A 24,797-nucleotide genomic window follows, 5' to 3' on the forward strand; every position below is an offset into this window, starting at 1 on the left:
ATGGCAGGTAAAACGCGCGTTGCTAAATATCAAGCAGATCGAACCAACCAAAAGCTGTATTTTTGTCGTTTATCTTGCCAAGCGGCTGGAAGTACCAACGATAAGCAGTTATATCAAGCACACTGTGAAACTGCTATTTTTCATTTGTATGGCAGTTTTTTAGCTTTTATCCAAGAGCTTGGTCATTTTTATAGCTTAAACATGACGGCACCCACTTTGTCAGATATCGAGCAAGCACTGAGCGAACGTACTCAAGTGTCACCTGAAATTCAACGCTTGCAGCAGTTACAAGAACAAGGCTTTCTTGCCAATGTAGAGCGCGCTTATCAACGTTGCCTGTATGCGGTACTGCCAGATAATTCGGCGGCTGAAAATGCTAATATGGTTGAGATAGAGCCAAAAGATCTTATCGTTAACGTTGTCACTTTATCGAATCAATGGTTGCCAGATGAGGCGACCATACGTGAGTGGCGGCAGCAGCTTTTAGAGCTGATTGAGCAGTTGCGTGCGGGCATGGTTGAGTTTTAGTAGGGTAGGACTTAACTGATTTTATAAGCAGATCTTTAAGATTATAGTTTTAAAATAAAAAAGGGCTGGTTCAGTGATTACTGAACCAGCCCTTTAATGCTAAATAGCCGTTACCCTCGCAAAGTGTTTACTCTGGCATGGGTGGCATACGTTCGACAGAGGTGACCGTTAAAGGATTTTGTGGCACGCTATCGGCGTTATTATTGCTTGGCTGTGACACGGGCGAACGCTCAGGTTCTGATGGCTTACGTTGCTGTGCTTTGGTCTTGACGGGTTTGGCTGACGTGTTAGTATCGGCATCATCGTCTTCGCTGTCAACAATGCCATCATCTGTCATCTCTAGGATTTGTTGCATCTGTTTCTTAGATTTGGCACGGTTGTTAACAGACACCCATTGATTAGGCACATCTTTAAGCTGCGCTCTCATAAAGTCCATCCATACAGGCAGCGCCGCCACGCCACCATACTCACGGCGACCCATGGTTGATGGTTGATCAAAACCCATCCATACGACAGTAGTGTTAGTAGGATGAAACCCTGCAAACCATGCGTCTTTCGCATCGTTGGTTGTACCAGTTTTACCACCAATATCATTACGTCCCAACGCTTTTGCTCGTACAGCTGTACCACGCTGCACGACATCACGCAAGATATCAGCCATATCGTAAGCCACTCTTGGCTTCAAAATACGCGGTGCTTGCATGGCAGTAATGTACTGCACGACAGGTGCTCTCAAACGATCTGAGGCTGGACTCCCATCATAAATATTTAAATCAAGTGCCTCGTTATCTTTTGCCGTATTGTCGCTATTTTCTGCATTAAAGTCAGCAGCTGATTTATTCTCTGCTGCTTTGTCTTTAGCGTTGGTTTTTTCCTCTTTTTTAGCAGCAAGCGCTGCATTCTCTTTTTCTATTTTTGCCTCATAATCTACGATAAGCTTTTTATTGAGATTTTCAAGTTGTTCGTTAAAGCATACAGCACAAGCTTGCTGCGGATTGGCTTGGAATAACAATTTGTTTTCGTAGTTGTAGATCTGTTCTATAAAGTAAGGCTGAACACGGTGACCACCATTGGCGAACGTGGAGTAAGCCGTTGCCATTTGTAATGGCGTTGCTTGCCCTGCGCCTAATGCCAACGATAAAGTCGTTGGTAGCTTTTCTTTATCAAGACCGAATTCGTCCAATAGATTGCGGGCATCAGAAATACCAATAGCCTGTAATAAGCGGATAGAGACTAAGTTACGCGATAAATACAAGCCGCGACGTAAAGTGATGTCACCTAAGAAACGTTGATCAGAATTTTTCGGTTTCCAGTCACCTACTTGAATCGGACGATCCGAAACAATACTATCTGGTCGATAGCCTTTTTCTAATGCAGTGGTGTAAACCAGTGGCTTAATCGTTGAGCCTGGCTGACGCCATCCTTGCAAGGCACGGTTAAACTTACTGTGGTTAAAGTCAAAGCCACCGACCAATGCATTAACCGCTCCAGTTTCTGGATTCAAGGAGACCAGACTTCCTTGTATTTTAGGAATTTGTCCCAACTGCCAATTACCATTCGCGGTCGGTATCAAACGAATGATATCGTTTTTATTAACAATTTGGCGAGCATTGTCAGGAAAGTAACCGATACGATTGGCAGAAATATACTTGCGTGCCCAGCTCATCCCAGACCAACCAACAGTCACATTTTCACCAGAGGGCATTGTCGCCTCAAAACTGCGAGCATTTACTTTGGTGACTTTGGCAGGAGTCATATTACTATAACGACGGAAATTTTCTAGCGGTTCATCATTTGCTTCAGCCCCGCGCCAACCATGACGATGTTCGTAAGCCACCAAACCTGTCAGTATCGCCGCTTCCGCATCTGTTTGTGCTTTGCTATCAACCGTAAGGCGTACCCGCCATCCACTATGCATCACTTGCTCACCATAGCGATCAACTAAGGTAGAGCGTGTCATTTCTGCCAAATAAGGCATATTAACGTCTAGCTTTTCTTGATATAAATTGATGGCTACCGGAGAGTTTACCGCTTCGTCGTGTTGCGCTTTATTGATATAGCCCAGCTCAAGCATACGGCCAATGATCCAGTTACGGCGAGTAAGGGCGCGGCTAGGGTTGGCAACAGGGTTATATTTAGAAGGGGCTTTTGGCAGACCTGCTAACATTGCCATCTCAGCAATATTCAGGTTTTCTAACGATTTACTATAATATTTTTTGGCGGCGGCACGAATGCCATAAGCGCCTTCACCGAGGTAAATTTTATTGACATAGAGAGTCAAAATATCATTTTTACTGAGTTCGTCTTCAATCTTACGAGCCAAAAACAATTCCGTCAATTTACGATTTAAGGTACGTTCTGGGCTTAAAAAGTAATTTTTGGCAACCTGCATGGTGATGGTAGAGCCACCAGTTTGGCTGTCATCGTCAGTCACCACTTCAGTCACCGCACGACCAAGACCTTTAATACTAATACCACTATGCTGGAAAAAGGCCGCGTCTTCTGCGGCTAAAAAAGCATGCGTGAGATCTTCAGGAATGTCATCAAAAGTAACAGGTAGGGAGAGACGATTGCCATACTGACCGATTAATTTGTCATCTCGGCTATAGATCTGCAATGGCATCTCTAAATTGGCAGTTTTGATTTCTTGGGTGCTAGGCAAGGTGGGTGATAGATACATCGCCATCCCATAGAAACCAATAGGCACAGCAAGCGCTAAGATAACAGCGAGCGCCAGACAGGCAATGAAAAGCCCCACCAAAAAGCGAATGAGACGAACGGTAGCATTTTTTTTAGCCATAATGAGACTTATCAATTAAAATTTGCAACAAATGAGGCATTATACCTTGAACAAAATAGGGAGGTCATAATAAATGTGTAAGTTGACCTTAATAACTTATTTAAATGCTTGAATCTATCTGGTAAGTAAAGTATTGTACTAAAATATTACAAATCACTATCAGATTGTACACTTAATATAAGGTATAGAGTTTGTGAGGCTATTTACTTCCAAGAGTCGACATTTGATTGGCATAGATATCTGTGCCACTTCGGTCAAATTGGTTGACATACAGCGCCAACAAGGGATGTTTCATCTAAAATCCTATGGTATTGAAAGACTACCGGAAGGCGTAGTCGTTGACAAACTTCTTGTAGATACTGAGGCAGTGGGTAATATTATAGCTGGCTTGGCGCGACGCTGTCAGGTAGCGGGCAGCGATGCCGCCGCCGCTGTCTCAGGCTCAGCAGTGATTACTAAAATCATTGATATGGATATGGTGCTAAGCGATGTTGAGCGCGAAGCGCAAATCCGTCTGGATGCTGATCAATATGTGCCTTATCCCTTAGAAGATGTCAATCTGGATTTTGAAGTATTGGGCCCTTCTTTAGTAAATGACGAGATGGTACAAGTATTGCTTGCTGCCTCACGCTCGGAAAATGTCGACCAAAGAGTTGATGCTTTAACCTTTGGTGGCTTGCAAACCAAGGTCATGGATATTGAAACACATGCTATTGAGCGTGCGTTCGGTTTGATGGCAGACAACTTGCCAAATATGCCAGAGATTGTCGCCTTGGTCGATATCGGACACAACCAAACCACATTATACATCGCCAAAAATGGTGAGTTTATATATAGCCGTGAACAGTTATTTGGTGGCTCTCAGCTCACAGAGGCGATACAAAATCGCTATGGACTATCAGCTGAAGAGGCAAATATCAGTAAGCGCGCGGGTACTTTGCCTGATGATTACTATCCAGATGTATTGACCCCTTTTATAGAAAATACTATCCAACAAGTCACTCGCTCTCTACAGTTTTATTTTTCCTCGAGCCAATACAGTAGTATCGATCATATCGTACTGGCAGGTGGTAGTAGCTCTATTGCAGGTCTGGCCGGTATGGCGCAACAAAAACTGGGTGTGACGGTTAGTATTGCCAATCCTTTCACCAACATGACCATTGCGCCGCACATTGATAATGAGCAGCTGGTCATTGATGCCCCGAGTTTAATGGCCGCATGCGGTCTTGCGTTAAGGAGCTTCGACTAATGGCTCGTATTAACCTACTGCCCTGGCGGCAAGAAGAACGCGCGCGTCGCAATAAAGAATTTCTTACTTTAGTAGTGGCGGTAACTTTATTTGCCTTACTAGCAGCGTTCGCTTCATGGAGTTATTTTAATAATGAGCTTGATGAACAACGCAATGCGAATGTACTGATTGAGCAAGAGAACGCTCGCTTAGACAAAGCATTGATCGAAATTGATAGCCTAGAGCAACGCCGTGAAGATATTATCTCTCGCATGCAGGTGATTCAAGATTTGCAAGGTCGACGACCTGTGCCTGTACGTCTATGGGATGATTTGGCCAAAGCCATTCCGCCTGCGCTTTATCTAAATAACTTAAAGCGCGAAGGCGATATCCTTACTTTGACGGGTCTTGCGGACAATCCAAATGTCGTATCAAGTTTGATTCGCAACCTTGATAGTAGCAAATGGATGGGCAACTCAGCGGTCAGCAATATTCAGCAAAATATTAGCGCGTATACACCAGCGCCTGCGCTTAATGAGCCGGTAACAACTGATGGACAGCCACGTCCCATTTATCCTGAGGACAGTTACGTACAGTTTGTCGTAACGACCAAGGTGCAATCAGAGACTGCTGTAGCCGTTGATGCTGATGGTAGTACTGGGCTGGGAGGTGAGTTATGAAGCTGAGCCGTAAAAAAAGCCTAATCAAGACTAAAAAGAGCGCTGTCAATCCTAAAAAACAGTTTGACTTGAATGAGTTTCGCCGCAGTTTTGAGTCTTTGGATTCTGAAAACTACGGCAGCTGGCCAGTTCCGGTAAAGATAACGGTCATTGGATTTATCATTGCACTGATAGCGGCGCTATCGTGGGCGCTACCGATTAGCAGCAAGATTGATGAGATTACTGCGGCAGAAAGTCAGCAGCAAACCTTACTTGATAGTTACCGTGAAAAAGAATCACGTGCACGTCACTTAAAAACTTATCAAGCACAGGTTGTCCAGATGGAGACGGAGTTCAACACCTTACTTGACCAACTGCCAAAAGACACCCGCGTGTCAGAGCTGGTAGAGGGTATTAACATGACGGGTGTTGGCAGTAATATACGTTTCCAAGATATTTCTGTAGAGCCTGAGATTGAAAATGAATTCTTTATCGAGCAGCCTATTCGCATTGCAGCGTTAGGGGAATATCATCAGTTTGGTAGCTTTATCAGTGGTCTTGCTGCCTTACCACGCATTATTACGATGCACGATTTTGAAGTCAGTAATCCACAGCCTACTTTAGATGTGTTGCCGGAGCTGAATTTGGTATTACAAACCAAAACGTATCGCTCAAAAGAAGCGGCGCCTGAAGGTGAAGAGGCTGTTGCTACTGATGCCGCTACGACCGATGCTGCAGGAGGCAACTAATGAATATCAAAAAACTGCCCATGCTACTGATTTTGAGCGCCGCTGCTTTATCAATCACAGGTTGTAGTGATCGTATTGGTATGGCAGAAAAGGCGATGACCGATATTCGCAATCAGCCTGCTCAGCCTATCGAGCCACCGCCAAAAGCTGAGCTGGTAGAAGATTTTGTCTATAGTGCCAGTACGCAGCGCAGCCCGTTTTTGCCGCCAAGCTTAGTCAATGTACAAGGTCCTAGCACCTCTATCGATGGTGTACGCCCTGATATCACCAGAGTAAAAGAACCGCTTGAGCAATATGAGCTCTCACAGCTGACTTTTCGTGGCGTCGTAATTTCGCCAGAAGGTCAGCAGTATGCACTTGTACAGCGTCCTGATGGTTCGGTTGCTAGTGTGAGAGTAGGTGATTATCTTGGATTAAATGACGGCCGTATTGTTGAAATCACGCCGACCCAGATTAATTTGATTGAAATTGTGCCAGACAGTCGCGCCGGGTTTATTGAAAAACCCCAGTCGCTGGTCTCCCCTATAAGTTAAGTCGGCAGATTTTTTGAGGAATAAATAATGACAGTACGCAATAACAAGGTAATGATGATGAGCAACCGCGTCTCTTCTGCTTTTGCCATTTCTGCATTGGCAATCAGCATGGTAGCAGTTAGTAGCAGCGCCCATGCCGCCCAGCGCATTAATAATGTCTCTGTGGTACAGACTGCACCAGCAGTGACACAAATGCGTTTAGGCTTTGTAGGCTTGCCAGTATTACCTGCCGCTTACCAGCTTGATGATCCTAGCCGTCTGGTGTTGGATTTTGAACAGGTGCAAAACGGACTTGCCAGTCGCTTTAACGAATACAATATTGGTATAGTAAATGATGTTACGACGCTAAGCAGTGACAGTACGACGCGTCTGATCGTTGGGCTTAAACAAGCGGGCAACTATACGACAGCGATTGATGGCAATGATCTGCTGTTGACCCTTACCGATCCCAGTCGCCCAGTCATCACCAATGACCCGATTCAAGACGTACTCAATGACAATAATGGCATTACCACGACGGCAGTGGTCACACCGATTGTAGAAACCAGTACCGCGCCTGTCACTTCAGTGAGAACAGTCGCAACTAGCACGACCGTGGTGAATAACCAAGTGCCGACGGATACAATGATAGTGCGAGTCAATCCGCTACTAAATCCACAGCTTGCTGCCTCTCAAGTCAGTAAGCAGTATAGCTATGATGGCTTAACGGCGGTGAATTTTTCGGCAGGGAGTAACGGCGGTGGCAACGTCAGTGTTGCGCTTGCTAACGAAGCGATTCCGGTTGATGTACAGCGCCAAGGCAATAAATTGGTCGTACGCCTAACTGGTAGCACGGTACCGAGAAACTTATTGCGTCGCTTGAATATTAATAGTGGTCTCGTTAGTAGTATTGATACCAAAAACCAAGGTCAAAATGGGGTTATCACCATTAATATGACTGAAGATTATGAGTATCAAGCGTATCAGTCGGGTAACCAGCTAAATGTCAGTATCAGTAAACCTGAGCTGCTACGAGAGCCAACACTGGAAGAGAGAGTGTACAGTGGCGAAGCGCTATCTATGGAATTCCAAGATGTTGAAATCCGTAGCGTCTTAGATATCTTAGCGCAGTTTACCGATATGAATATCGTCGCTAGTGATTCGGTGGCGGGTAACATCACCTTGCGCCTGATCAATGTGCCTTGGGATCAAGCGCTTGATATTATTCTAAAAAGTAAAAATCTGGGCAAACGCGAGAATGGCAATGTGATTTTAGTCGCGCCATCTACAGAACTTGCTGAACAAGAAGCGCGTGAGCTTGAAGCGCAGCAAGCGGTTGAATCTTATGCGCCACTGCGTACCGAATACATTCGCTTAAGCTATGCAAAAGCGCAAGATGTATTGACGCTTATTTCGCAAGGTAGTGGTTCATCTGGTGGCAGCAACACTGGCAATTCAAATACTAATGACAACAATACTTTATTGTCTAATCGTGGAACGGTTACGGTTGATGAGCGTACCAATACTCTGATTATCAAAGATGTCGCGGATAGTATCGAAAATATCCACAATCTAATCAGCAAAATTGATATTCCGGTCCGTCAAGTGATGATTGAAGCGCGTATCGTTAGTGCGACTGATAGCTTTAGTAAAGAGATTGGCGTTCGTTGGGGTATCCTATCGAATGGCGCAGCGAATAACCGTAGCCTATTGGTCGGCGGTAGTAATCAGACTTTGGCAGATCTTAAGGATTTTGATATTGAAACGACGACTGTCAATGGTCAAACGGTTTCTTATCCTTCTTATGATATCAGCCGTCCCGATAACTTAAACGTTGATTTAGGCGTTGCCAATCCAGCGGGTAGTATCGCTTTTGGCTTGTTAAGTATGTCTGATGTGATGCTGGATCTTGAATTGTCAGCACTGCAAGCCGACAATCGCGGTGAAGTTATTTCAACGCCGAAGATTTTGACAGCGGACAAACAAACAGCCAAAGTATCATCGGGTACGCAGATTCCTTATCAAGAAGCGTCTGCCAGTGGAGCAACCACGACCAGCTTTAAAGAAGCGGCACTCAGCTTAGAAGCGACGCCAAACATTACACCAGATGGTAAAATTGGCTTGCAACTTGTTATTACCAATGGCACGCCAACGATTATCAATAATCAGGTAGCAATTGCCGAAGATTCAATCTCGACCAATGTCATCGTTGAAGATGGTCAAACCATCGTACTAGGCGGGGTCTTTAAAAACCGTACCACTAATGAGGTATCTAAAGTGCCTTTCTTAGGGGACTTGCCTTACGTCGGTCGTGCATTCCGTCGTGATGTCCGTAGTAACTCTAAAGAAGAGCTACTGATATTTGTTACGCCAAAACTGATCAACGATGGTGTGAGCCGTTTAAATTAATAATCGTGTTATAGGTTATGAATCAAAAAAAGCAAGCCCTAGTGCTTGCTTTTTTTATGGGTAAGTTTTTGTGCATGCGTGGATTTTACTCATAATAATCACTGCTCATTACTAGCCAGAATATCAATGACGTTGTATCATACCTAATTTAGCTGAGTGAGTGTTATGGTGGAGGAATTACCGTCGGTATTTTTAGTGGGGCCGATGGGAGCGGGGAAGACCACAATTGGCCGACTGCTTGCCAAGCAGTTAGGGCGGACATTCGTAGATAGCGATTGGTATATCGAGTCGCAAACCGGCGCTGATATTGCTTGGATATTCGCTAAAGAAGGCGAAGCGGGCTTTCGTGAACGTGAGACACGTGCCATTGATGAGCTGAGCCAGCAAAAGCAGATTGTCTTGGCAACGGGTGGTGGTGCTGTCATGGCTGCTGAAAATCGTGAATTTCTTAAGCAGCGTGGTATCGTGGTTTATCTCAATGCACCAGTTGATGTGCAAATGGCCCGCACTGCCAAAGATAAGTCGCGACCTTTATTACAACAGCCCAACCCCAGAAAAATATTGCAAGATTTATACAGTAAGCGCGATCCATTATACCGGCAAGTGGCTCATATCATTATGCCTACTGGTCATACGTATCCTCGCCATATGGTCAATCAATTATTACAGCAGCTCGAATCCTTGTGTTGCGCGCCTTCTATAACACCAGACTCTAAAGAAGATTAAAGATTAAAGATAAAAATAATAGACTATGGCGTGTCCTCATTTTAATCCATTTAGCGCGCTACCGACTGAATTGAGGACACGCTCTAGATTTATAACGATACTAAGCTAATGTTACTTCACTAAAAAATGCTCAGGGAGACTTTCATGGCAACGGCACTGTTTCATGATGGCTTAACGGTACACACGCAAAGTCATGATTATCCAATCATCATTACTGAAAAATCTGCGACAGAAGCTAGCAGTATGGCGAAGCAAGTCGCACCTTATATTAGCGGTCGCCAAGTATTGATTGTCACCAATGATATTGTGGCACCTTTATACTTAAAATCGTTAGAAGATGAGCTAGCACAGCAATTTACGGTAAAGGTCTGTGTGTTACCAGATGGTGAGCAATATAAGAACCAGACGAGTATTGACCAAATTTATGATGCCCTAATGGCTGAGCATTTCAATCGTGATGTTACGCTTATCGCACTTGGCGGCGGCGTGGTTGGTGATATGACAGGCTTTGCAGCCGCCAGCTTTATGCGCGGAGTGAATTTTATCCAAATTCCAACCACGTTATTGTCGCAAGTGGATTCAAGCGTTGGTGGCAAAACAGGCATCAATCATGCCCAAGGCAAAAATATGATTGGGGCTTTTTGGCAGCCGCAAATAGTACTTGCTGAGATGAGTACGCTAAAAACCCTACCAGCGCGTGAGCTTTCGGCAGGTCTTGCTGAAGTCATTAAATACGCGCTTATCATGGATGCGGATTTTTTGACGTGGCTTGAGCACAATTTACCGGCAATGATGGCTTTAGATTTGGCGGTACTTGGCGAGGCGGTAAAACGTTGCTGTCAGTACAAAGCCGATGTCGTCGCCCAAGATGAAAGAGAGTCGGGTGTGCGTGCGTTATTGAACTTCGGCCACACTTTTGGTCATGTGATCGAAACCCATGAAGGCTATGGTAATTGGCTGCATGGTGAGGCCGTTGCCGCTGGCATGGTACAAGCGGCTGAGCTATCACAAAAACTAGGCTGGTTAACGAATGAGGATGTGGCTCGTATTAAGCGCGTTTTGACATTGGCCAATTTGCCTATCACCCCGCCTGCTATTGACGTACAAACGGCTTTAGACTTGATGGGTCATGATAAAAAAGTGAAACACGGACAAATCCGCCTTATTTTGCTAAAATCAATAGGTGAAGCTGTGTTGACCAATGATTTTGATGCCGAGCTTCTCACTGATGTCTTGTCACAACATAGCTCATCAGAACGTCAAATTTATTGATTGTCACTGTATTGGTATGAGCACAGATTTAAAGCGTTTAACTATATTTCACCAAGGATCTCCTCATGGCAGCATCTAGCTCGTCGACTCGCACCGCTGGTCAGTCATATCGTCGTCAAGCACTGATTTGGTTGTTAGTGACCCTAGTGTTGGGCGTTGCTACGGCTTTGGTCTGGATGTTTAGTCAAACACCAGCGATGGGTGCCAAGATTGAAAATGCCCCGATATCAGCCCCGCAAACATTAAGTGCCGAACTTGAGCAGCCATTAGCCATTGAGTCGCTACATGAACTAGATACGGATGTACAGCCGATCAGTTTTGATACGACGGTTCGTGATTTACGCAGTTATCCTGATGAATTTAAAGACAAGCGTTATCTGCTGGCTAATAAAGGAAAATGGACCGTGCAGGTGATGAATGTTGCAGAAAACGAGGTGATTGTCAGTTATTTAGAAGGCCGTGAAGACCGTGAGAAGTTTTCGTACTTTCGCTATCTTGATGATAATAATCAGATCCGTTATATGCTGACTTATGGTTTGATGAGCAGTCCGCAAGAGGCTGTTGGTGCTGCCAAATTAATTGATTTTAGGCTACCGGCCAATGTGCGTGTCTTGCCTGAAGAAATTAATCGCTATGTCAGTATCATCGACAATTACGAACGCCCTGATCCGGTCAAAGACTTGAGTGCTAGACGCACACAATCTGTTAATTTGCGTCCAACCAAACGTGAATTGCCGGTCCGTCAGACAACGCAAACTAATGATAGTGTCAATGAAAAAACTGTCAGCAATAATGCCAATCGTGGCGGTCAAGAAGCAACTAATGATAGTAGCGAGGAAAGTATCCGCCAGTCGGTTGATACCTCTGCGACCTTGTCAGTCAATGAAGAACGTACTGTTGGTAATGAATCACAATCAATCTCTGAAGTACCGACTAAAAACGAAAATGAGGCAAATAGGTCTAATCAGGACAATAAAACGCCTACGACATCAGGAACGGGTAATAATCCTATAAAAAGACCACCAGTGGTAGTAGCGCCAAAACTACCAAATACGAATAGCAGTAATGGTGCAAGCAATAATTCGAACGCTACTGGTCGAGTCGCCAATACCAATCCTTCAAAAAATAATAGTGACAGCATGAAGGCGCTAATAGAAGATAAAAGTAACTGACCCTTATTGAGTGTTAATTTAATAATGAAACCCACTAACTGTCTCTGTTAGTGGGTTTTTTGATGTATTAGCACTCGTTTTGGCTGTTTTAAAGTGAGGTTTAGAGACAGCTAGGCTTTATGTCTTTTTGCAGTTAAGTCTTAAATTTCTCTCTTTGTATTAAGTTTTCAATCTGGTTTTTCATTGTCCTATAACTAATAGTAATAAGTTGTCTTACAATTTATGGCTGATGAATCGATAGAAAAGACTAGATTTTTTGTTAAGCATTAACTAAGATGAGTATGGGCAACGCTCTGTATAGTTATCGTAAATAACGGTTTAACGAGCAGTCATTTAGTAACTTATTATTAGTGGTAAGATAGTTGCTTACTAAACGGTTGTCGCTTCAAGCGCGGCGATTGGCCCTCTATAGTAAGCTTATTACAAATCGCAAAATCCCTGCTAGTGTCACTTCGATTAGGGTTACTAAGGCGCTTGTATATAGAGTGTCTGATATTCAATATTAATAAAATGCCATATTGTCGCATGCTCAACTAGCCGCTTACTAAGCCACGCTAGTAGGATGTAACACCAAGCGTTAATGAAAGTGCTAATGAGTGGGTAACTGGTATACAGGGTGTTATTTTACCCGGTTGCCATGGGCGGTTACTGACTGTTTATTGGTGCATTTTATTATTACACGAGTGGTCTGTTATTAGATTATCAAAGGATTGGTTGCCAAAGCACTGTGAGAGTTAGAGTTTCCTCTTATTCTCACAGCATAACTGTCTACTGAGCATCGCACTATTTATTAATTCGAATATACGAATATTTACCTACCAGCCCGTTCTGCCTGCGGTCACCAGTTTATACTCCGCATTGGATATATAAGCTGCCCGTTTACTCAAAAGGACAAGCTATGTCAATGATTTCTTCCCATACGCATTTGGCCACGCCGGATGACTTTTCTGATAACTGCGGCTTTGGTTTGATTGCTCATATTGAGGGACAAGCCAGTCACGATTTGGTAAAAACGGCTATTCATAGCCTCAGCTGTATGACGCACCGTGGTGGTGTTGCTGCTGACGGTAAGACAGGCGATGGTTGTGGTTTGCTATTGGCGACACCCACGGCTTTCTTCAAAGACATTGCCCGCGAGCAACAGTTAGTAGTCACAGATAATTTCGCTGTAGGTATGGTGTTTGTTAATCTCGACGAGTCCAAAGCCCAGTACAGTCAGCAGGTACTTGCTGATGAAATTATTGCTGAGGGTTTAGAGATTGCTGGCTGGCGCGACGTACCACTTGATCTAAGTATTGTCGGTGAGATTGGTCGTGAGACCTTGCCAGGCTTTAAGCAAGTATTTGTCAACGCACCTGACACTTTAGATGCGGAAGATTTTAACCGTAAGCTGTTTGTAGCCCGCAAAAAAGCAGAGCAGCGTTTGGTGGATGATGAGCTGTTTTATGTGTGCTCGCTGAACTGTCAAACGATTATTTACAAAGGCTTGGTAATGCCTTCCGATCTACCAGCGTTTTTCTTGGATTTACAAGATGAGCGTTTGGCCTCGCATATCGTGGTGTTCCATCAGCGTTTTTCAACCAATACGTTACCGCGCTGGCCATTGGCACAGCCCTTCCGTTATCTTGCCCATAATGGTGAACTGAATACCATCACGGGTAATCGTAACTGGTCTAAAGCACGTACGCCAAAATTAAAATCAGACAAACTGCCTAACTTAAATGAACTGACGCCATTAGTGAATAGCACAGGTTCGGACTCATCAAGCTTAGATAATATGCTTGAAGTACTGATGTCTGGTGGTATGAATTTGTTCCATGCAATGTCGATTCTGGTACCACCTGCGTGGCAGAATGTTGATAGCATGGATATGGATTTGCGCGCGTTTTATGAATTTTACTCGCAGCATATGGAAGCGTGGGATGGTCCAGCAGGTCTTGTGATTCAAGATGGACGCTATGCGGTCTGTATGCTCGATAGAAACGGCCTGCGTCCTTCACGTTGGGTAACGACCAAGAACGGCTATATTACCGTTGCGTCAGAGGTTGGCGTTTGGGATTACTCGCCACAAGATGTATTGGCAAAAGGTCGAGTCGGACCTGGTCAAATGCTGGTCATTGATACGTTGACTGGTCAAGTCTTAGATACGACTGCCATTGCAACCTTACTAAAAACTGCTCATCCATATCGTAAATGGCTACGTGAAGAAGCGACACGCGTCCGTGATGATGAGCGCTTAGAAGAAACCTTGGCAGCGCAAGCTTGCCGTGGTGATAAGCTAAAAGCTTTACAGAAAATGTATCACATCACTAATGAAGAGCGTACAGAAATCATTCGTCCTAACGCTGAAAATGGTCAAGAGCCAGTTGGTTCTATGGGTGATGATACGCCAATGGCTGTACTGTCGCAGCAAATTCGCCATGTCGGTGACTTCTTCCGTCAGCAGTTCGCTCAAGTAACCAATCCACCAATCGATCCACTACGTGAATCCATTGTGATGTCGCTACAGACTTGCTTAGGTGCAGAAACCAACGTATTTGCGCCATCAGCTAGAGACGCACACCGTATTATTTTATCGTCACCAGTCTTGTCAGCCAGCAAAATGCAGCAGCTTGAAACCTTGGATGATTCGGCGTTCAAAATGGCGCGCATTGATCTGAACTATGACCGTACTGTAGAGCTGTCTGATGCTATCGTGGCTATTTGTGAGCAAGTAGCGACTAGCATCCGTACTGGTAACACGCTGATCGTATTGTCTGATAAAGATATCGATGCCGACAAAGTACCAGCCAATGCCATCATGGTTACGGGCGCCGTACATCACTATTTGATTGGTCAAGGTATTCGTACTGATGCCAACTTGGTGATTGAGACAGGTCTGGCTCGTGACTCGCATCAAATAGCGGTATTGATTGGTTTTGGCGCGACCTGTGTGTATCCGTACTTAGCTTATGACGTCATCGATGATTTGGTTGCCACTGGTGAGCTACTTGGTGATCCGATTCAAGCGCGGGTTAATTTCCGAAAAGGCTTGGATAAAGGTTTGCTAAAAATCTTATCAAAAATGGGTATTTCTACCATTGTCTCTTATCGCGGCGCACAATTATTTGAAGCAGTTGGTCTCTCAGAGGAAGTGGTGGGTCTGTGCTTTAAAGGTGTGCAAAGTCGTATCAAAGGCGCTACCTTCGCAGACTTAGCTGCCGATCAAGCGCAGCTAGCAGCGAATGCCTTTAAACGTCGTGCGCCACTGGATCAAGGTGGTCTGCTGAAATTCGTCTTTAATAAAGAATACCATGCCTTTAATCCTGACGTGATCAACAGCCTACATACCGCTGTACGCACGGGCGATTATGACAATTATCGTAATTATGCCAATTTGGTTAATAGCCGTCCGGTCGCCACTTTGCGTGACTTATTGCAGTTAAAGACGGACAATCCTATCGATGTCAATGACGTCGAAGATATCTCCAAGATTTTGACCCGCTTTGACTCGGCTGGTATGTCGTTAGGCGCGCTATCTCCTGAAGCGCATGAAGCCATTGCTATGGCGATGAATACTATTGGTGGTCGCTCAAACTCTGGTGAGGGCGGAGAAGACCCAGTACGTTATGGTACCTTGCGCAACTCAAAAATTAAGCAAGTAGCCTCGGGTCGTTTTGGTGTAACTCCAGCGTATTTACGCTCAGCAGAAGTGATGCAAATTAAAGTGGCGCAGGGTGCTAAGCCGGGTGAGGGTGGTCAGTTACCGGGTGGTAAAGTCAATGCCTTGATTGCCCGTCTGCGTTATTCAGTGCCGGGGGTGACGTTGATTTCACCGCCGCCGCATCATGATATTTATTCTATTGAAGATTTGGCGCAGCTGATTTTTGACTTAAAACAAGTCAATCCAGATGCCTTGGTTTCGGTCAAACTGGTCTCACGTCCGGGTGTTGGTACTATCGCTACTGGCGTCGCAAAAGCCTATGCCGACTTGATTACCATCTCAGGTTATGATGGTGGTACCGCCGCTTCACCATTGTCGTCTATCCATCATGCTGGTTCGCCCTGGGAGCTAGGTCTTGCTGAGACGCATCAGTCATTGCGGGTCAATGGTCTTCGAGACAAAGTGCGTATCCAAACGGATGGCGGTCTAAAAACTGGTCTGGATGTGGTCAAAGCGGCTATCCTTGGTGCTGAAAGCTTTGGCTTTGGTACGACGCCGATGATTGCTGTTGGTTGTAAGTATTTGCGTATTTGCCATTTAAATAACTGCCCGACTGGCGTTGCCACGCAAAAAGCTCAACTGCGTGATGAGCATTTCATCGGCGAAGCGGAAATGTTGATTAACTTCTTTAAATTTGTCGCTACGGAGACACGCGAGTGGTTAGCAGCATTAGGCGTGCGTAGTATGGAAGAGCTGGTCGGACGTACAGACTTGCTTGACGTGCTAGAAGGCAATACTGATAAGCAGCGCCATTTGGATTTATCACCACTATTATTTAGCCATCCGGCCAGTAGTGGCAAAGCGCAGACCTGTCAGGTAGAGCGTAATGAGCCATTTGATAAAGGCTTACTTGCAGAGCAAATGATTAGTGATATGCTGCTCAATATTCGTCAAGGTAATGGCGGCGATTATAGCTATTTTGTTGGTAACTGTGACCGATCTATCGGTGCTCGTATTTCTGGCGAGATTGCACAAGTATGGGGCAACCTTGGCATGAGTGATATGCCGATAAAACTTCGTTTGACTGGTACAGCAGGGCAGAGTTTGGGCGTGTGGAATGCTGGCGGTTTGAATATTGAGCTTGAAGGCGATGCCAATGACTATGTTGGAAAAGGCATGGCAGGTGGTGAGATTGTCATTTATCCGCCAAAAGGCTCAAACTTTATCGCCCAAGAAACAGCCATCATTGGCAATACCTGCCTATATGGTGCAACGGGTGGCAAGCTATATGCTGCTGGTACCGCAGGTGAGCGTTTCGGGGTTCGTAACTCTGGTGCGCATGCGGTCATCGAAAGCACTGGTGATCATTGCTGTGAATATATGACGGGCGGCATAATGACCATTCTTGGGCGTACTGGTCTCAACTTCGGTGCTGGTATGACGGGTGGCTTTGCTTATGTGCTCGACATGGAAGGGGATTTCTTTGATCGCTGCAATCATGAATTGATTGATTTAAACCGTATCTCAAGTGAGCAGACGGAAGGTCATCGCATTCATTTACAACAAGTGATTGAGACCCATGTAGAGAAAACTGGTAGCGCGTGGGGTCAGACTATTTTGGCTGACTTTGAGCATTATGTTCGTAAGTTTTACTTGGTGAAGCCAAAAGCGGCAAACATTGCGAGTCTCCTTAAAACCACGATGGCTGACCCACAGTAGCTTGTATTAAGTTGATTCAATCAATTAATTTAATCAGAGTCGCCAGTGTTCCGTTTTAAGACACGTTTTAACTCACAGGTTTCGAGTAGGTAAGTGGCAGCAACGACGTAGAGATTTTAAGTCCTGATGTATTAAGTATCGTTGCCTGCCACCACCCATCATAGAAGAGCCTTATATTACAGAGATAACACCATGGCAAAACGCTTAGAAAATAGCTTTCAGTTTTTAGATGTACCTCGGCTTGAGCCGACCAAAAAAGACATCGCGACGCGCTCAACAGAGTTTGTCGAGATTTACAAACCGTTTGAAAATGAATCAGTGGCGCAGCAGTCGCATCGTTGTCTTGAGTGTGGTAACCCGTACTGTGAGTGGAAATGTCCAGTACACAACTACATTCCAAATTGGCTCAAACTGGCGACAGAAGGTCAAATATTTCAAGCAGCAGAATTGTGCCACCGTACCAATACCTTGCCTGAAGTATGCGGACGAGTTTGTCCACAAGACCGTCTGTGCGAAGGTGCTTGCACGTTGAACGACGGCTTTGGTGCAGTGACGATTGGTAACGTTGAAAAATATATCAACGACACTGCTTTTGCACTCGGTTGGCGTCCAGATATGTCTGAAGTGGTATGGACGGACAAAAAAGTCGCGGTTATCGGCGCAGGACCAGCAGGTCTTGGCTGCGCAGATATCTTGGTCAGAAATGGCGTAAAACCTGTCATCTTTGATAAACGTCCTGAAATCGGTGGCTTACTGACTTTTGGTATTCCTGAATTCAAAATGGAAAAAGACGTCATGCGCAATCGCCGTGTGATTTTTGAAGACATGGGTATGGAATTCCGCCTAGAAACAGAAATTGGCACAGATGTCACTATCGATGAGCTATTGGCTGAATATGATGCAGTCTTTATGGGTATGGGTACGTACACCTATATGCGCGGCGGCTTTGCTGGTGAAGAACTGACAGGCGTTTACGATGCGCTAGATTACTTAATCGCCAATGTGAACCGTTGTAATGACTGGGAAAAAGATGCCGAAGAGTATATCGACTTCAAAGGCAAGAGAGTGGTGGTATTAGGTGGCGGTGATACAGCGATGGACTGTAACCGTACCAGTATTCGTCAAGGTGCTGAGCAAGTGGTCTGTGCCTATCGCCGTGATGAAGAAAACATGCCTGGCTCACGCCGCGAAGTGGTCAATGCTCGTGAGGAAGGCGTTGAGTTTTTATTCAACCGTCAGCCTACTGAAATCATTGGCTTAAATGGCAAGGTCAATGGCGTAAAAGTAGTCACTACGCATCTAGGTGCGCCGGACAACCGTGGTCGTCAGCGTCCTGAGCCGATTCCTAACTCTGAAGAGATCATCCCATGTGATGCCGTCATTATGGCATTTGGTTTTAGACCAAGTCCTGCTGATTGGTTTGAGTCTCAGCAAGTGGCGATGGACAGCTCTGGTCGCGTATTGGCCGCAGAAAAACAAACCTTTAAATTCCAGACCCAGAATCCTAAGATATTTGCTGGTGGTGATATGGTGCGTGGCTCCGACTTGGTCGTAACCGCTATTTGGGAAGGCCGCGAAGCTGCGGAAGGTATCCTCGACTATTTGGAAGTTTAGTCAGATTTATTAAATTCAGCAATTTATAAGTAGCGTTTGAACATGAACGTCTTTTGTCTTTTGATAGGCAGAAGACGTTTTTTTTGATTAATGCTTTGTAAATAGAGAATCGACTGCTAGCATGTTTGTGAGTAACCTATGTGTTTGATCATTTATCTCGATTATCAACTAAAAAGAGTAGCCTTGCGTGAAATCAACCCTTTACCAGCGTGTTACTGCTCCATTTACTGAACCTTATGTTCGCTATCAACATGCCGATGTCTTGCATGCCATTCGCTTAGGAACGGCGGTAATATTGGCCCTATTGGTCAATACACTCACCAACCTCCCACATGGTGAATGGACGACCATTACGGTTTTTATCATTTTAGGATTATTACAGTATCAAGGCGCTATCTATACCAAGGCAAAAGAGCGCGTACTAGGGACTTTATTAGGTATTGGCACTGCTCTTGGGGTGTTGTGGTTCAATCAGAATGCGGGTGCGTGGCTATGGGTGGATTATGCACTCATCGGTCTATTAAGCGGTATCATTGGTTATTTAGCAGTTAGAAATCTTGGCTACACAGGGCTACTGACGGGTATTACCATGTTGATGATTGTCTCTGATCTAGGTAACAATAGTATCGGTCAAGACGGCATCTACCGCGCACTAAACATTTTACTGGGTACAGGCGTTTCGGTAGCAGTGACGCTGATTTTGCCGTTGAAGTCGACCTTGATGTGGCGGTTCTTGTTGAGTAGTAACCTTGACGCTTGTAGTAGCCTCTATGCTGGCGTAGGTCATCATATTGACGCAACGGATGGAGTAGTGGACGATTCTGTTCAAAAGTTAAACCCAGTAGCCTTTCCTGTTAAGGAAGTACCCGTTGATAGAGCATTGGTCACAGCGCTACAACAGATCAATAAACGCCTGCTAGCCGTGCGTCCACATATTGCTGCGACAGCAAGTGAGTCAGGAATCGAAAAAGAAACGCTAGAGACGATTCAGCGTACTCATCGTAATATCATAGGCACGATTGATTTACTATTAAGTGCCGCGCCGCGCTTGGCGAATATCGAGATCGATGAAGAAAACCATGTCCTATTGATACATTATCAGCATGAGTTGACTCAAGCCATGCACCATATGGCCGCGGTATTACGTAGTCCAAGCGATGAAGTATTTCGCCCCATTACTCGTATTGCCGTCTCAGAGTATCCGAGCGTACAGCACTTGGCGTTTGAGTGGCAGGGGTATTTTTGGTTGACACAAACTTTGCAAACCCAACTACAGCAGTTGAGCGACTTGCTACAAACCACTAAGCCGCACTGGTTTGCAGCGTCTGGTTTGGGCTATCAGCGCCGTGAGCAGCGCCGAATAAAAGAACAGGGCGGCGAGACAGATCTGCATTTATAACATACAAAAAAACGCTGATCATTTAAGATCAGCGTTTTTTATTGCTAGAATGAATGCTAAACCATGACTATTAGCGACCAGTTTTTAGCTTATCCCAGTACTGCTGATACACTTGCAACGCTTCATCACCCACATCCTCTTGGAACTCAGCTTTTGCTAGTACATCTTTGGATGGGTAAATCGTTGGATTGTTACGGACGCTTTCATCCATAAGCTCACGTGCTGCTATATTTGGTGACGCATAGCCGATCTCTTCACTCACGATTTTTGCGTTTTCAGGGCGCAATAAGTAATCAATAAATTTGTGTGCTGCATCCACCTGTTTGGCGTTTTTTGGAATGACAAAATTGTCCATCCATAAGATAGCGCCTTCCGTTGGATACTTATAAACCAAGCTGGTCAGACCTTCGTCATTGGCCATGACAGCCTCACCATTCCATGTCATACCAAGTGAAGTCTCACCTTCGATGTAGGGCATACGTGTTGCATCAGAATTGAATGTTTTGACGTTTGGCATCAATGTAGTCAGTTTATCGTAAGCGGCTTCGATTTCGTCAGGATTACTACTGTTGCCCGAGTAGCCTAGGGTCAGTAGTGCCATACCAAAGACTTCGCGTACGTCGTTGGTGAGCATCACTTGACCTTTATACTTAGGATCCCATAGGTCATTCCAGCTATTGACGGTTTTAGGATCGACACTGTCACCATTAATCGCTAGACCAGTGCTGCCCCACATATAAGGAATAGAGTATTTATTATCAGGGTCGACTTTGGTATTGGTAAATGAGGTATCGAGGTTTTTAAAGTTGCTCAATTTAGACTTATCTAACTCTTGCAACAGTCCTTCTTTCGCCATCTTTTCGACATAATAAGTCGATGGAATGGCTAAGTCATATTGGCTAGAGTCATCGAGTAGTTTGAGTTTGGCATACATCGCTTCGTTAGAGTCAAACGTGGTGTAATTAACCGAGATACCAGTCTCTTCTTCAAAACCATCTAAAATCTCTTGCGGCATATATTCTGACCAGTTATACAGATTGAGCGTCTCATTGCTCGCCACTGCGCTGCCATCCGCTGCATTGTCAGAGTTGCTACAGCTGGCTAGTGCCAAGCCAACAGCTGCCGCTAATAATGCTTTTGGCACTATGCGACCGATACGGGCCGAGGTATTAATGGTTGGATGGGACGATGATAAATGGGTCAAAATATCTCTCCTAAATAAAGATGATGCAAATCAAAAAAATTGATAAAAATGGCAAGACGATAAATGCCTAATGTCGCTAATAAAACTATTATGGTTATCGCTTTGCACAATTTAAAGAGCTATCTTCAAGACAGTACTTAGTAATACTAATAAAGGTAGCGAGTCGTGCCAATCAAATGAGTATTAAAGCTAACTTAAAGGCAGCCAATGTTTGGTAGGGCTTTTAGAAAATCGCCAACAGTGAATCGAGAGAAGGCAGTATATAACCATGCTATGATTAACGCAGGCCAAAACGCGCTAAGCCCTTAATTCTCATAATACTAAATAACCATACCACAATAATAAAGGATGCAACATCATGACTCAAATTACCTCGACTCACAGCACCTCAGTGATTCCTGCACTGCTCACAGAAAAAGTCGCTATCGTTACGGGAGCCAGTCGTGGTCTTGGCGCACAGATTGCTCAGCAAATGGCAGCAGCAGGCGCAATCGTTTGTGTCAACTATCTCAATAGTGAAGAGGCAGCTAATAGAGTGGTTGCTGATATCATAGCGGCGGGTGGGCAAGCATTTGCATATCAAGCGGATGTCACCGAGCTTGAGCAAGTACAAGCAATGGCGGCTGAAGTCGTCAGCCGTCATGGTCATATCGATGTATTGGTCAATAACGCCTTGCCAAATTATCAGTTTAATCCCAGTGCCGAGTACACCAGCATCGAGACCGTCAAATGGTCGCATTTCTCGCAGCAGATGGATGGTATCGTCAAAGGAGCGGTCAATACAGTACAGGCCGTATTGCCACAGATGAAAGCGCAGCAGATGGGTAAAATCATCAATATCTCAACCAACCTTGTTTATAATCCAGTAGTCACCTATTACGACTATACCACTGCTAAATCAGCATTGATTGGGCTGACACGCAATCTCGCTGCGGAGCTAGGGCAGTATGGCATTCGCGTAAACTTGCTGGCAGGTGGACTGCTAAAAACCACCGATGCAAGCAGTCTAACCACCGAAGAAGTATTCGATTATATCGCGACTACTACGCCGCTGCGTCAAGCGACTTCAGTGGCTGACTTTGCCAATTCTGTATTGCTCATGGCATCAGATTTGAGTTCGGCTATCACTGGACAGTCGATCGCTGTCGATGGTGGTTTGACCATGCCTTAACAATGCCTTGAGTGGTTAGTGTCATTTGATTGAGTTTAGAAGAGGAATGAGATGAGTAATCGTAAACGTACTGGGATTATTACGGCTGTGCTTGGTATCGTCGCTTTTATGGCACTGTTCAATGCTGGCTCACCGACCGCTATCATCGATTGGCCAGTTGAGACATATATGAGTTTGGTGTTTACGATTGGTTGGTTGAGTAGTGTGCCCAATTGGTTGGCTTATGTATTGGCGGCTGTGGTGCTTATTTTGATTATTGTCGGATTTTATAAAATTGGTAGTTGGGTTTATGGATTGATAGTAAGAAGATAAATTTCACCAACTTTTCCCGTTAAAAGTTATCTTGCACCCACAGCTTATCGCCTATGAAAGGTTGTAGCGTGTAACAGTTATCGCACGCTACGGTCTATTTTTATAATGCTACATGCAATCGATCAAGCACCGACTGAATACCGCGCTCTTCAATCGTACCAGTGACAAAGTCTGCACGCGCAATCAATTCTTGCTTTGCATCACCCATCGCTACCGCATAGCCGACCAAGTCAAACATCTCTAAATCATTCATTCCATCACCGAACGCCATACACTCACTGGCATCTACCGCATAATATTTGCACACATCTTTGATACCTCGTGCTTTAGACGCATCGGCTGGTAGTATGTCTGCACCAATCTGATGCCAGTGCACCAGTTTTAAATCATACTGCGCAAAATCGACGTCTTGCATTTTTTCTTGTTGATTATTAAAAAATACCGAGCACTGATAGACAGTGTTTGACTTGTAATACTCAGGGTCAACAATAGAATTGGGTGTGACAGCATTGAACTCGCGCAAACGGTCATTTTCACCTGACCATGCGATATGGGTTGCCGAGTCAAACTTATGAATTAAATCACTCTGCTGGCACAAGCGCACTATTTTATCTGTTTGTTCAGCGGACAACGGATAGTGGCTAATTCGACCGCTTTTATCAAAGCTATACTGTCCATTCATACAAATAATGGCATCTAAGACATCAGCTTCGAGCAAGGCTAAAATATCTGCTGGCAATATCGCTTTGGAGCGTCCCGTTGAAATCACCAGCTTAATATCAGTACCTGCAAGCTGCTCAAGGGTCGCTTTGTTGTGTTCGGCGATAATACCGTTACGGCTCAAAGTATCATCGATGTCAAAAAAGATGATCTTAGGTGTCGAGATTTTAGTGGTCATACTTTCTTTGGCAATTTTATCTTCGATAAACATGATGATCCTATTATTTTTAGTCGTTTCAATACCAATGATTTAGATACTACTACAACATACCCAAAGAGATAAATAACTATCGAGTAACCTGTGATGCTGAAAATTTGGCTACTGATGCAGTATTTGCTTTGCTGGCGGTGTGATCGATTAATGCTTATTCGAAGGATTAACAAAAATCCTAAACGATGTAATTAACTGAACAGTGTTGATTTATTATAAGGTTATATTTAATTATCAAAATTAATTTATAAGATGAGATGGACTGTTTTTTATTCTTATGAGGTACCAGTAGGGATTGAGATGGTCGCAGAATACCGTAGCCGTAAAGGCGAGGTGGGTGGTGCATATAAACCGCCTTGCTCAGGTGGCAAAAGTCATCTATATACGGTAGATGTGCAGGCATGGCAAGGCGATAGTGTCCTTGCTGAGACAACGGTTGAGATGGGTCGCTATTGATGCCTTGATTGTTTTTGATAGAGAGTTGGCAGTCGTCTATGATGCGTTAGGTTACTAGTTGGCCTCTATTTTGGGCTTAAGTTGCGGTTGATAGGCAAATACAGATTAGACTTTTGAACGATTAGAATAATGCTATTACACTGATTTTGACAACTTTTGTAGTACTATTTTACGGTGATAGATGCTGCGTGCTATCCCGTTAAAATTTTTATGCTATAACTCTAAAAATCATGATAGCTGATAAAAAATCGGTCAAAATCCAAAAATTTTATTGATTATATTTTATAATAAAG

At 44.5% G+C, this 24,797-nt stretch carries 18 protein-coding genes; 15 read left to right on the forward strand and 3 right to left on the reverse strand.

Annotated features, from left to right (window positions below):
• Positions 1-528, forward strand: a complete 528-nt coding sequence (locus tag ACTQ9T_RS00450; RefSeq protein WP_189585783.1) for a DUF6586 family protein — start codon at positions 1-3, stop codon at positions 526-528.
• A 127-nt stretch (positions 529-655) separates the two neighbouring features.
• On the opposite strand, the gene ACTQ9T_RS00455 is transcribed toward ACTQ9T_RS00450, so the two are convergent.
• Positions 656-3,328 carry a penicillin-binding protein 1A gene (locus ACTQ9T_RS00455; RefSeq protein ID WP_440463743.1) on the reverse strand — a complete coding sequence of 891 codons (2,673 nt, stop codon included), beginning with the start codon at positions 3,326-3,328 and terminating at the stop codon, positions 656-658.
• A gap of 193 nt (positions 3,329-3,521) precedes the next feature.
• Between ACTQ9T_RS00455 and pilM the strand changes: the two genes are divergently transcribed.
• The 11 genes from pilM (at position 3,522) to ACTQ9T_RS00510 (ending at position 20,430) form a co-directional block, all read left to right on the forward strand.
• Positions 3,522-4,577 carry a type IV pilus assembly protein PilM gene (pilM, locus tag ACTQ9T_RS00460; protein WP_439293058.1) on the forward strand — a complete coding sequence of 352 codons (1,056 nt, stop codon included), beginning with the start codon at positions 3,522-3,524 and terminating at the stop codon, positions 4,575-4,577.
• Positions 4,577-5,236 carry a PilN domain-containing protein gene (locus ACTQ9T_RS00465; RefSeq protein ID WP_415196261.1) on the forward strand — a complete coding sequence of 220 codons (660 nt, stop codon included), beginning with the start codon at positions 4,577-4,579 and terminating at the stop codon, positions 5,234-5,236. Before pilM ends, ACTQ9T_RS00465 begins: the two co-directional genes overlap by 1 nt.
• Positions 5,233-5,964, forward strand: coding sequence for a type 4a pilus biogenesis protein PilO (locus ACTQ9T_RS00470; protein ID WP_010201707.1), 732 nt, complete (start codon positions 5,233-5,235; stop codon positions 5,962-5,964). The genes ACTQ9T_RS00465 and ACTQ9T_RS00470 overlap by 4 nt, the downstream gene beginning before the upstream one ends.
• A complete protein-coding gene (locus ACTQ9T_RS00475; protein WP_010201706.1) occupies positions 5,964-6,497 on the forward strand; it encodes a pilus assembly protein PilP in 534 nt (177 codons plus the stop codon). The genes ACTQ9T_RS00470 and ACTQ9T_RS00475 overlap by 1 nt, the downstream gene beginning before the upstream one ends.
• A 27-nt stretch (positions 6,498-6,524) precedes the next feature.
• On the forward strand, positions 6,525-8,885 hold the full coding sequence (gene pilQ / locus ACTQ9T_RS00480) for a type IV pilus secretin PilQ (protein WP_440463744.1): 2,361 nt from the start codon (positions 6,525-6,527) through the stop codon (positions 8,883-8,885).
• Positions 8,886-9,050: 165 nt separating this feature from the next.
• Entirely contained in the window at positions 9,051-9,611 is a 561-nt protein-coding gene (gene aroK / locus ACTQ9T_RS00485; protein ID WP_026037374.1) for a shikimate kinase AroK, read from the forward strand.
• A 144-nt stretch (positions 9,612-9,755) separates the two neighbouring features.
• The gene (gene aroB, locus ACTQ9T_RS00490) at positions 9,756-10,883 is read left to right on the forward strand and encodes a 3-dehydroquinate synthase (RefSeq protein WP_440463745.1); all 1,128 of its coding nucleotides are present in this window, start codon (positions 9,756-9,758) and stop codon (positions 10,881-10,883) included.
• A 65-nt stretch (positions 10,884-10,948) separates the two neighbouring features.
• Positions 10,949-12,055 (forward strand): hypothetical protein, encoded by a 1,107-nt coding sequence (locus ACTQ9T_RS00495; RefSeq protein ID WP_440463746.1) that lies wholly within the window; start codon positions 10,949-10,951, stop codon positions 12,053-12,055.
• Positions 12,056-12,953: 898 nt separating this feature from the next.
• The gene (gene gltB, locus ACTQ9T_RS00500) at positions 12,954-17,417 is read left to right on the forward strand and encodes a glutamate synthase large subunit (protein WP_440463747.1); all 4,464 of its coding nucleotides are present in this window, start codon (positions 12,954-12,956) and stop codon (positions 17,415-17,417) included.
• Positions 17,418-17,609: 192 nt separating this feature from the next.
• Entirely contained in the window at positions 17,610-19,031 is a 1,422-nt protein-coding gene (locus tag ACTQ9T_RS00505) for an FAD-dependent oxidoreductase (protein WP_189585753.1), read from the forward strand.
• Positions 19,032-19,218: 187 nt separating this feature from the next.
• The gene (locus ACTQ9T_RS00510; protein ID WP_439293055.1) at positions 19,219-20,430 is read left to right on the forward strand and encodes an FUSC family protein; all 1,212 of its coding nucleotides are present in this window, start codon (positions 19,219-19,221) and stop codon (positions 20,428-20,430) included.
• 70 nt (positions 20,431-20,500) lie between these two features.
• Here the strand turns inward: ACTQ9T_RS00510 and ACTQ9T_RS00515 are convergent, their stop codons facing one another.
• Positions 20,501-21,634, reverse strand: coding sequence for an ABC transporter substrate-binding protein (locus ACTQ9T_RS00515; protein ID WP_440463748.1), 1,134 nt, complete (start codon positions 21,632-21,634; stop codon positions 20,501-20,503).
• Between the two features lie 358 nt (positions 21,635-21,992).
• Between ACTQ9T_RS00515 and ACTQ9T_RS00520 the strand changes: the two genes are divergently transcribed.
• Positions 21,993-22,805 carry a 3-oxoacyl-ACP reductase gene (locus ACTQ9T_RS00520; protein WP_189585745.1) on the forward strand — a complete coding sequence of 271 codons (813 nt, stop codon included), beginning with the start codon at positions 21,993-21,995 and terminating at the stop codon, positions 22,803-22,805.
• Between the two features lie 51 nt (positions 22,806-22,856).
• The gene (locus tag ACTQ9T_RS00525; protein ID WP_440463749.1) at positions 22,857-23,117 is read left to right on the forward strand and encodes a hypothetical protein; all 261 of its coding nucleotides are present in this window, start codon (positions 22,857-22,859) and stop codon (positions 23,115-23,117) included.
• Between the two features lie 100 nt (positions 23,118-23,217).
• Here ACTQ9T_RS00525 and ACTQ9T_RS00530 read toward each other — a convergent pair whose 3' ends face one another.
• Entirely contained in the window at positions 23,218-24,048 is an 831-nt protein-coding gene (locus tag ACTQ9T_RS00530; RefSeq protein WP_440463750.1) for an HAD family hydrolase, read from the reverse strand.
• 252 nt (positions 24,049-24,300) lie between these two features.
• Between ACTQ9T_RS00530 and ACTQ9T_RS00535 the strand changes: the two genes are divergently transcribed.
• The gene (locus tag ACTQ9T_RS00535) at positions 24,301-24,504 is read left to right on the forward strand and encodes a hypothetical protein (protein WP_440463751.1); all 204 of its coding nucleotides are present in this window, start codon (positions 24,301-24,303) and stop codon (positions 24,502-24,504) included.
• Positions 24,505-24,797 lie beyond the last annotated feature (293 nt).

The organism is Psychrobacter sp. ASPA161_6 (genome assembly GCF_051970285.1).
GTDB classification, from domain to species: Bacteria; Pseudomonadota; Gammaproteobacteria; order Pseudomonadales; family Moraxellaceae; genus Psychrobacter; species Psychrobacter glaciei.

Coding starts and splice junctions, on each gene's coding strand:
- ACTQ9T_RS00520 (WP_189585745.1), top strand. CDS start 21,993: ATGACTCAAATTACCTCGACTCACAGCACCTCAGTGATTCCTGCACTG.
- ACTQ9T_RS00470 (WP_010201707.1), top strand. CDS start 5,233: ATGAAGCTGAGCCGTAAAAAAAGCCTAATCAAGACTAAAAAGAGCGCT.
- ACTQ9T_RS00495 (WP_440463746.1), top strand. CDS start 10,949: ATGGCAGCATCTAGCTCGTCGACTCGCACCGCTGGTCAGTCATATCGT.
- ACTQ9T_RS00535 (WP_440463751.1), top strand. CDS start 24,301: ATGAGATGGACTGTTTTTTATTCTTATGAGGTACCAGTAGGGATTGAG.
- ACTQ9T_RS00525 (WP_440463749.1), top strand. CDS start 22,857: ATGAGTAATCGTAAACGTACTGGGATTATTACGGCTGTGCTTGGTATC.
- ACTQ9T_RS00475 (WP_010201706.1), top strand. CDS start 5,964: ATGAATATCAAAAAACTGCCCATGCTACTGATTTTGAGCGCCGCTGCT.
- aroK (WP_026037374.1), top strand. CDS start 9,051: ATGGTGGAGGAATTACCGTCGGTATTTTTAGTGGGGCCGATGGGAGCG.
- ACTQ9T_RS00530 (WP_440463750.1), bottom strand. CDS start 24,048: ATGTTTATCGAAGATAAAATTGCCAAAGAAAGTATGACCACTAAAATC.
- ACTQ9T_RS00455 (WP_440463743.1), bottom strand. CDS start 3,328: ATGGCTAAAAAAAATGCTACCGTTCGTCTCATTCGCTTTTTGGTGGGG.
- ACTQ9T_RS00450 (WP_189585783.1), top strand. CDS start 1: ATGGCAGGTAAAACGCGCGTTGCTAAATATCAAGCAGATCGAACCAAC.
- ACTQ9T_RS00505 (WP_189585753.1), top strand. CDS start 17,610: ATGGCAAAACGCTTAGAAAATAGCTTTCAGTTTTTAGATGTACCTCGG.
- gltB (WP_440463747.1), top strand. CDS start 12,954: ATGTCAATGATTTCTTCCCATACGCATTTGGCCACGCCGGATGACTTT.
- ACTQ9T_RS00465 (WP_415196261.1), top strand. CDS start 4,577: ATGGCTCGTATTAACCTACTGCCCTGGCGGCAAGAAGAACGCGCGCGT.
- aroB (WP_440463745.1), top strand. CDS start 9,756: ATGGCAACGGCACTGTTTCATGATGGCTTAACGGTACACACGCAAAGT.
- pilQ (WP_440463744.1), top strand. CDS start 6,525: ATGACAGTACGCAATAACAAGGTAATGATGATGAGCAACCGCGTCTCT.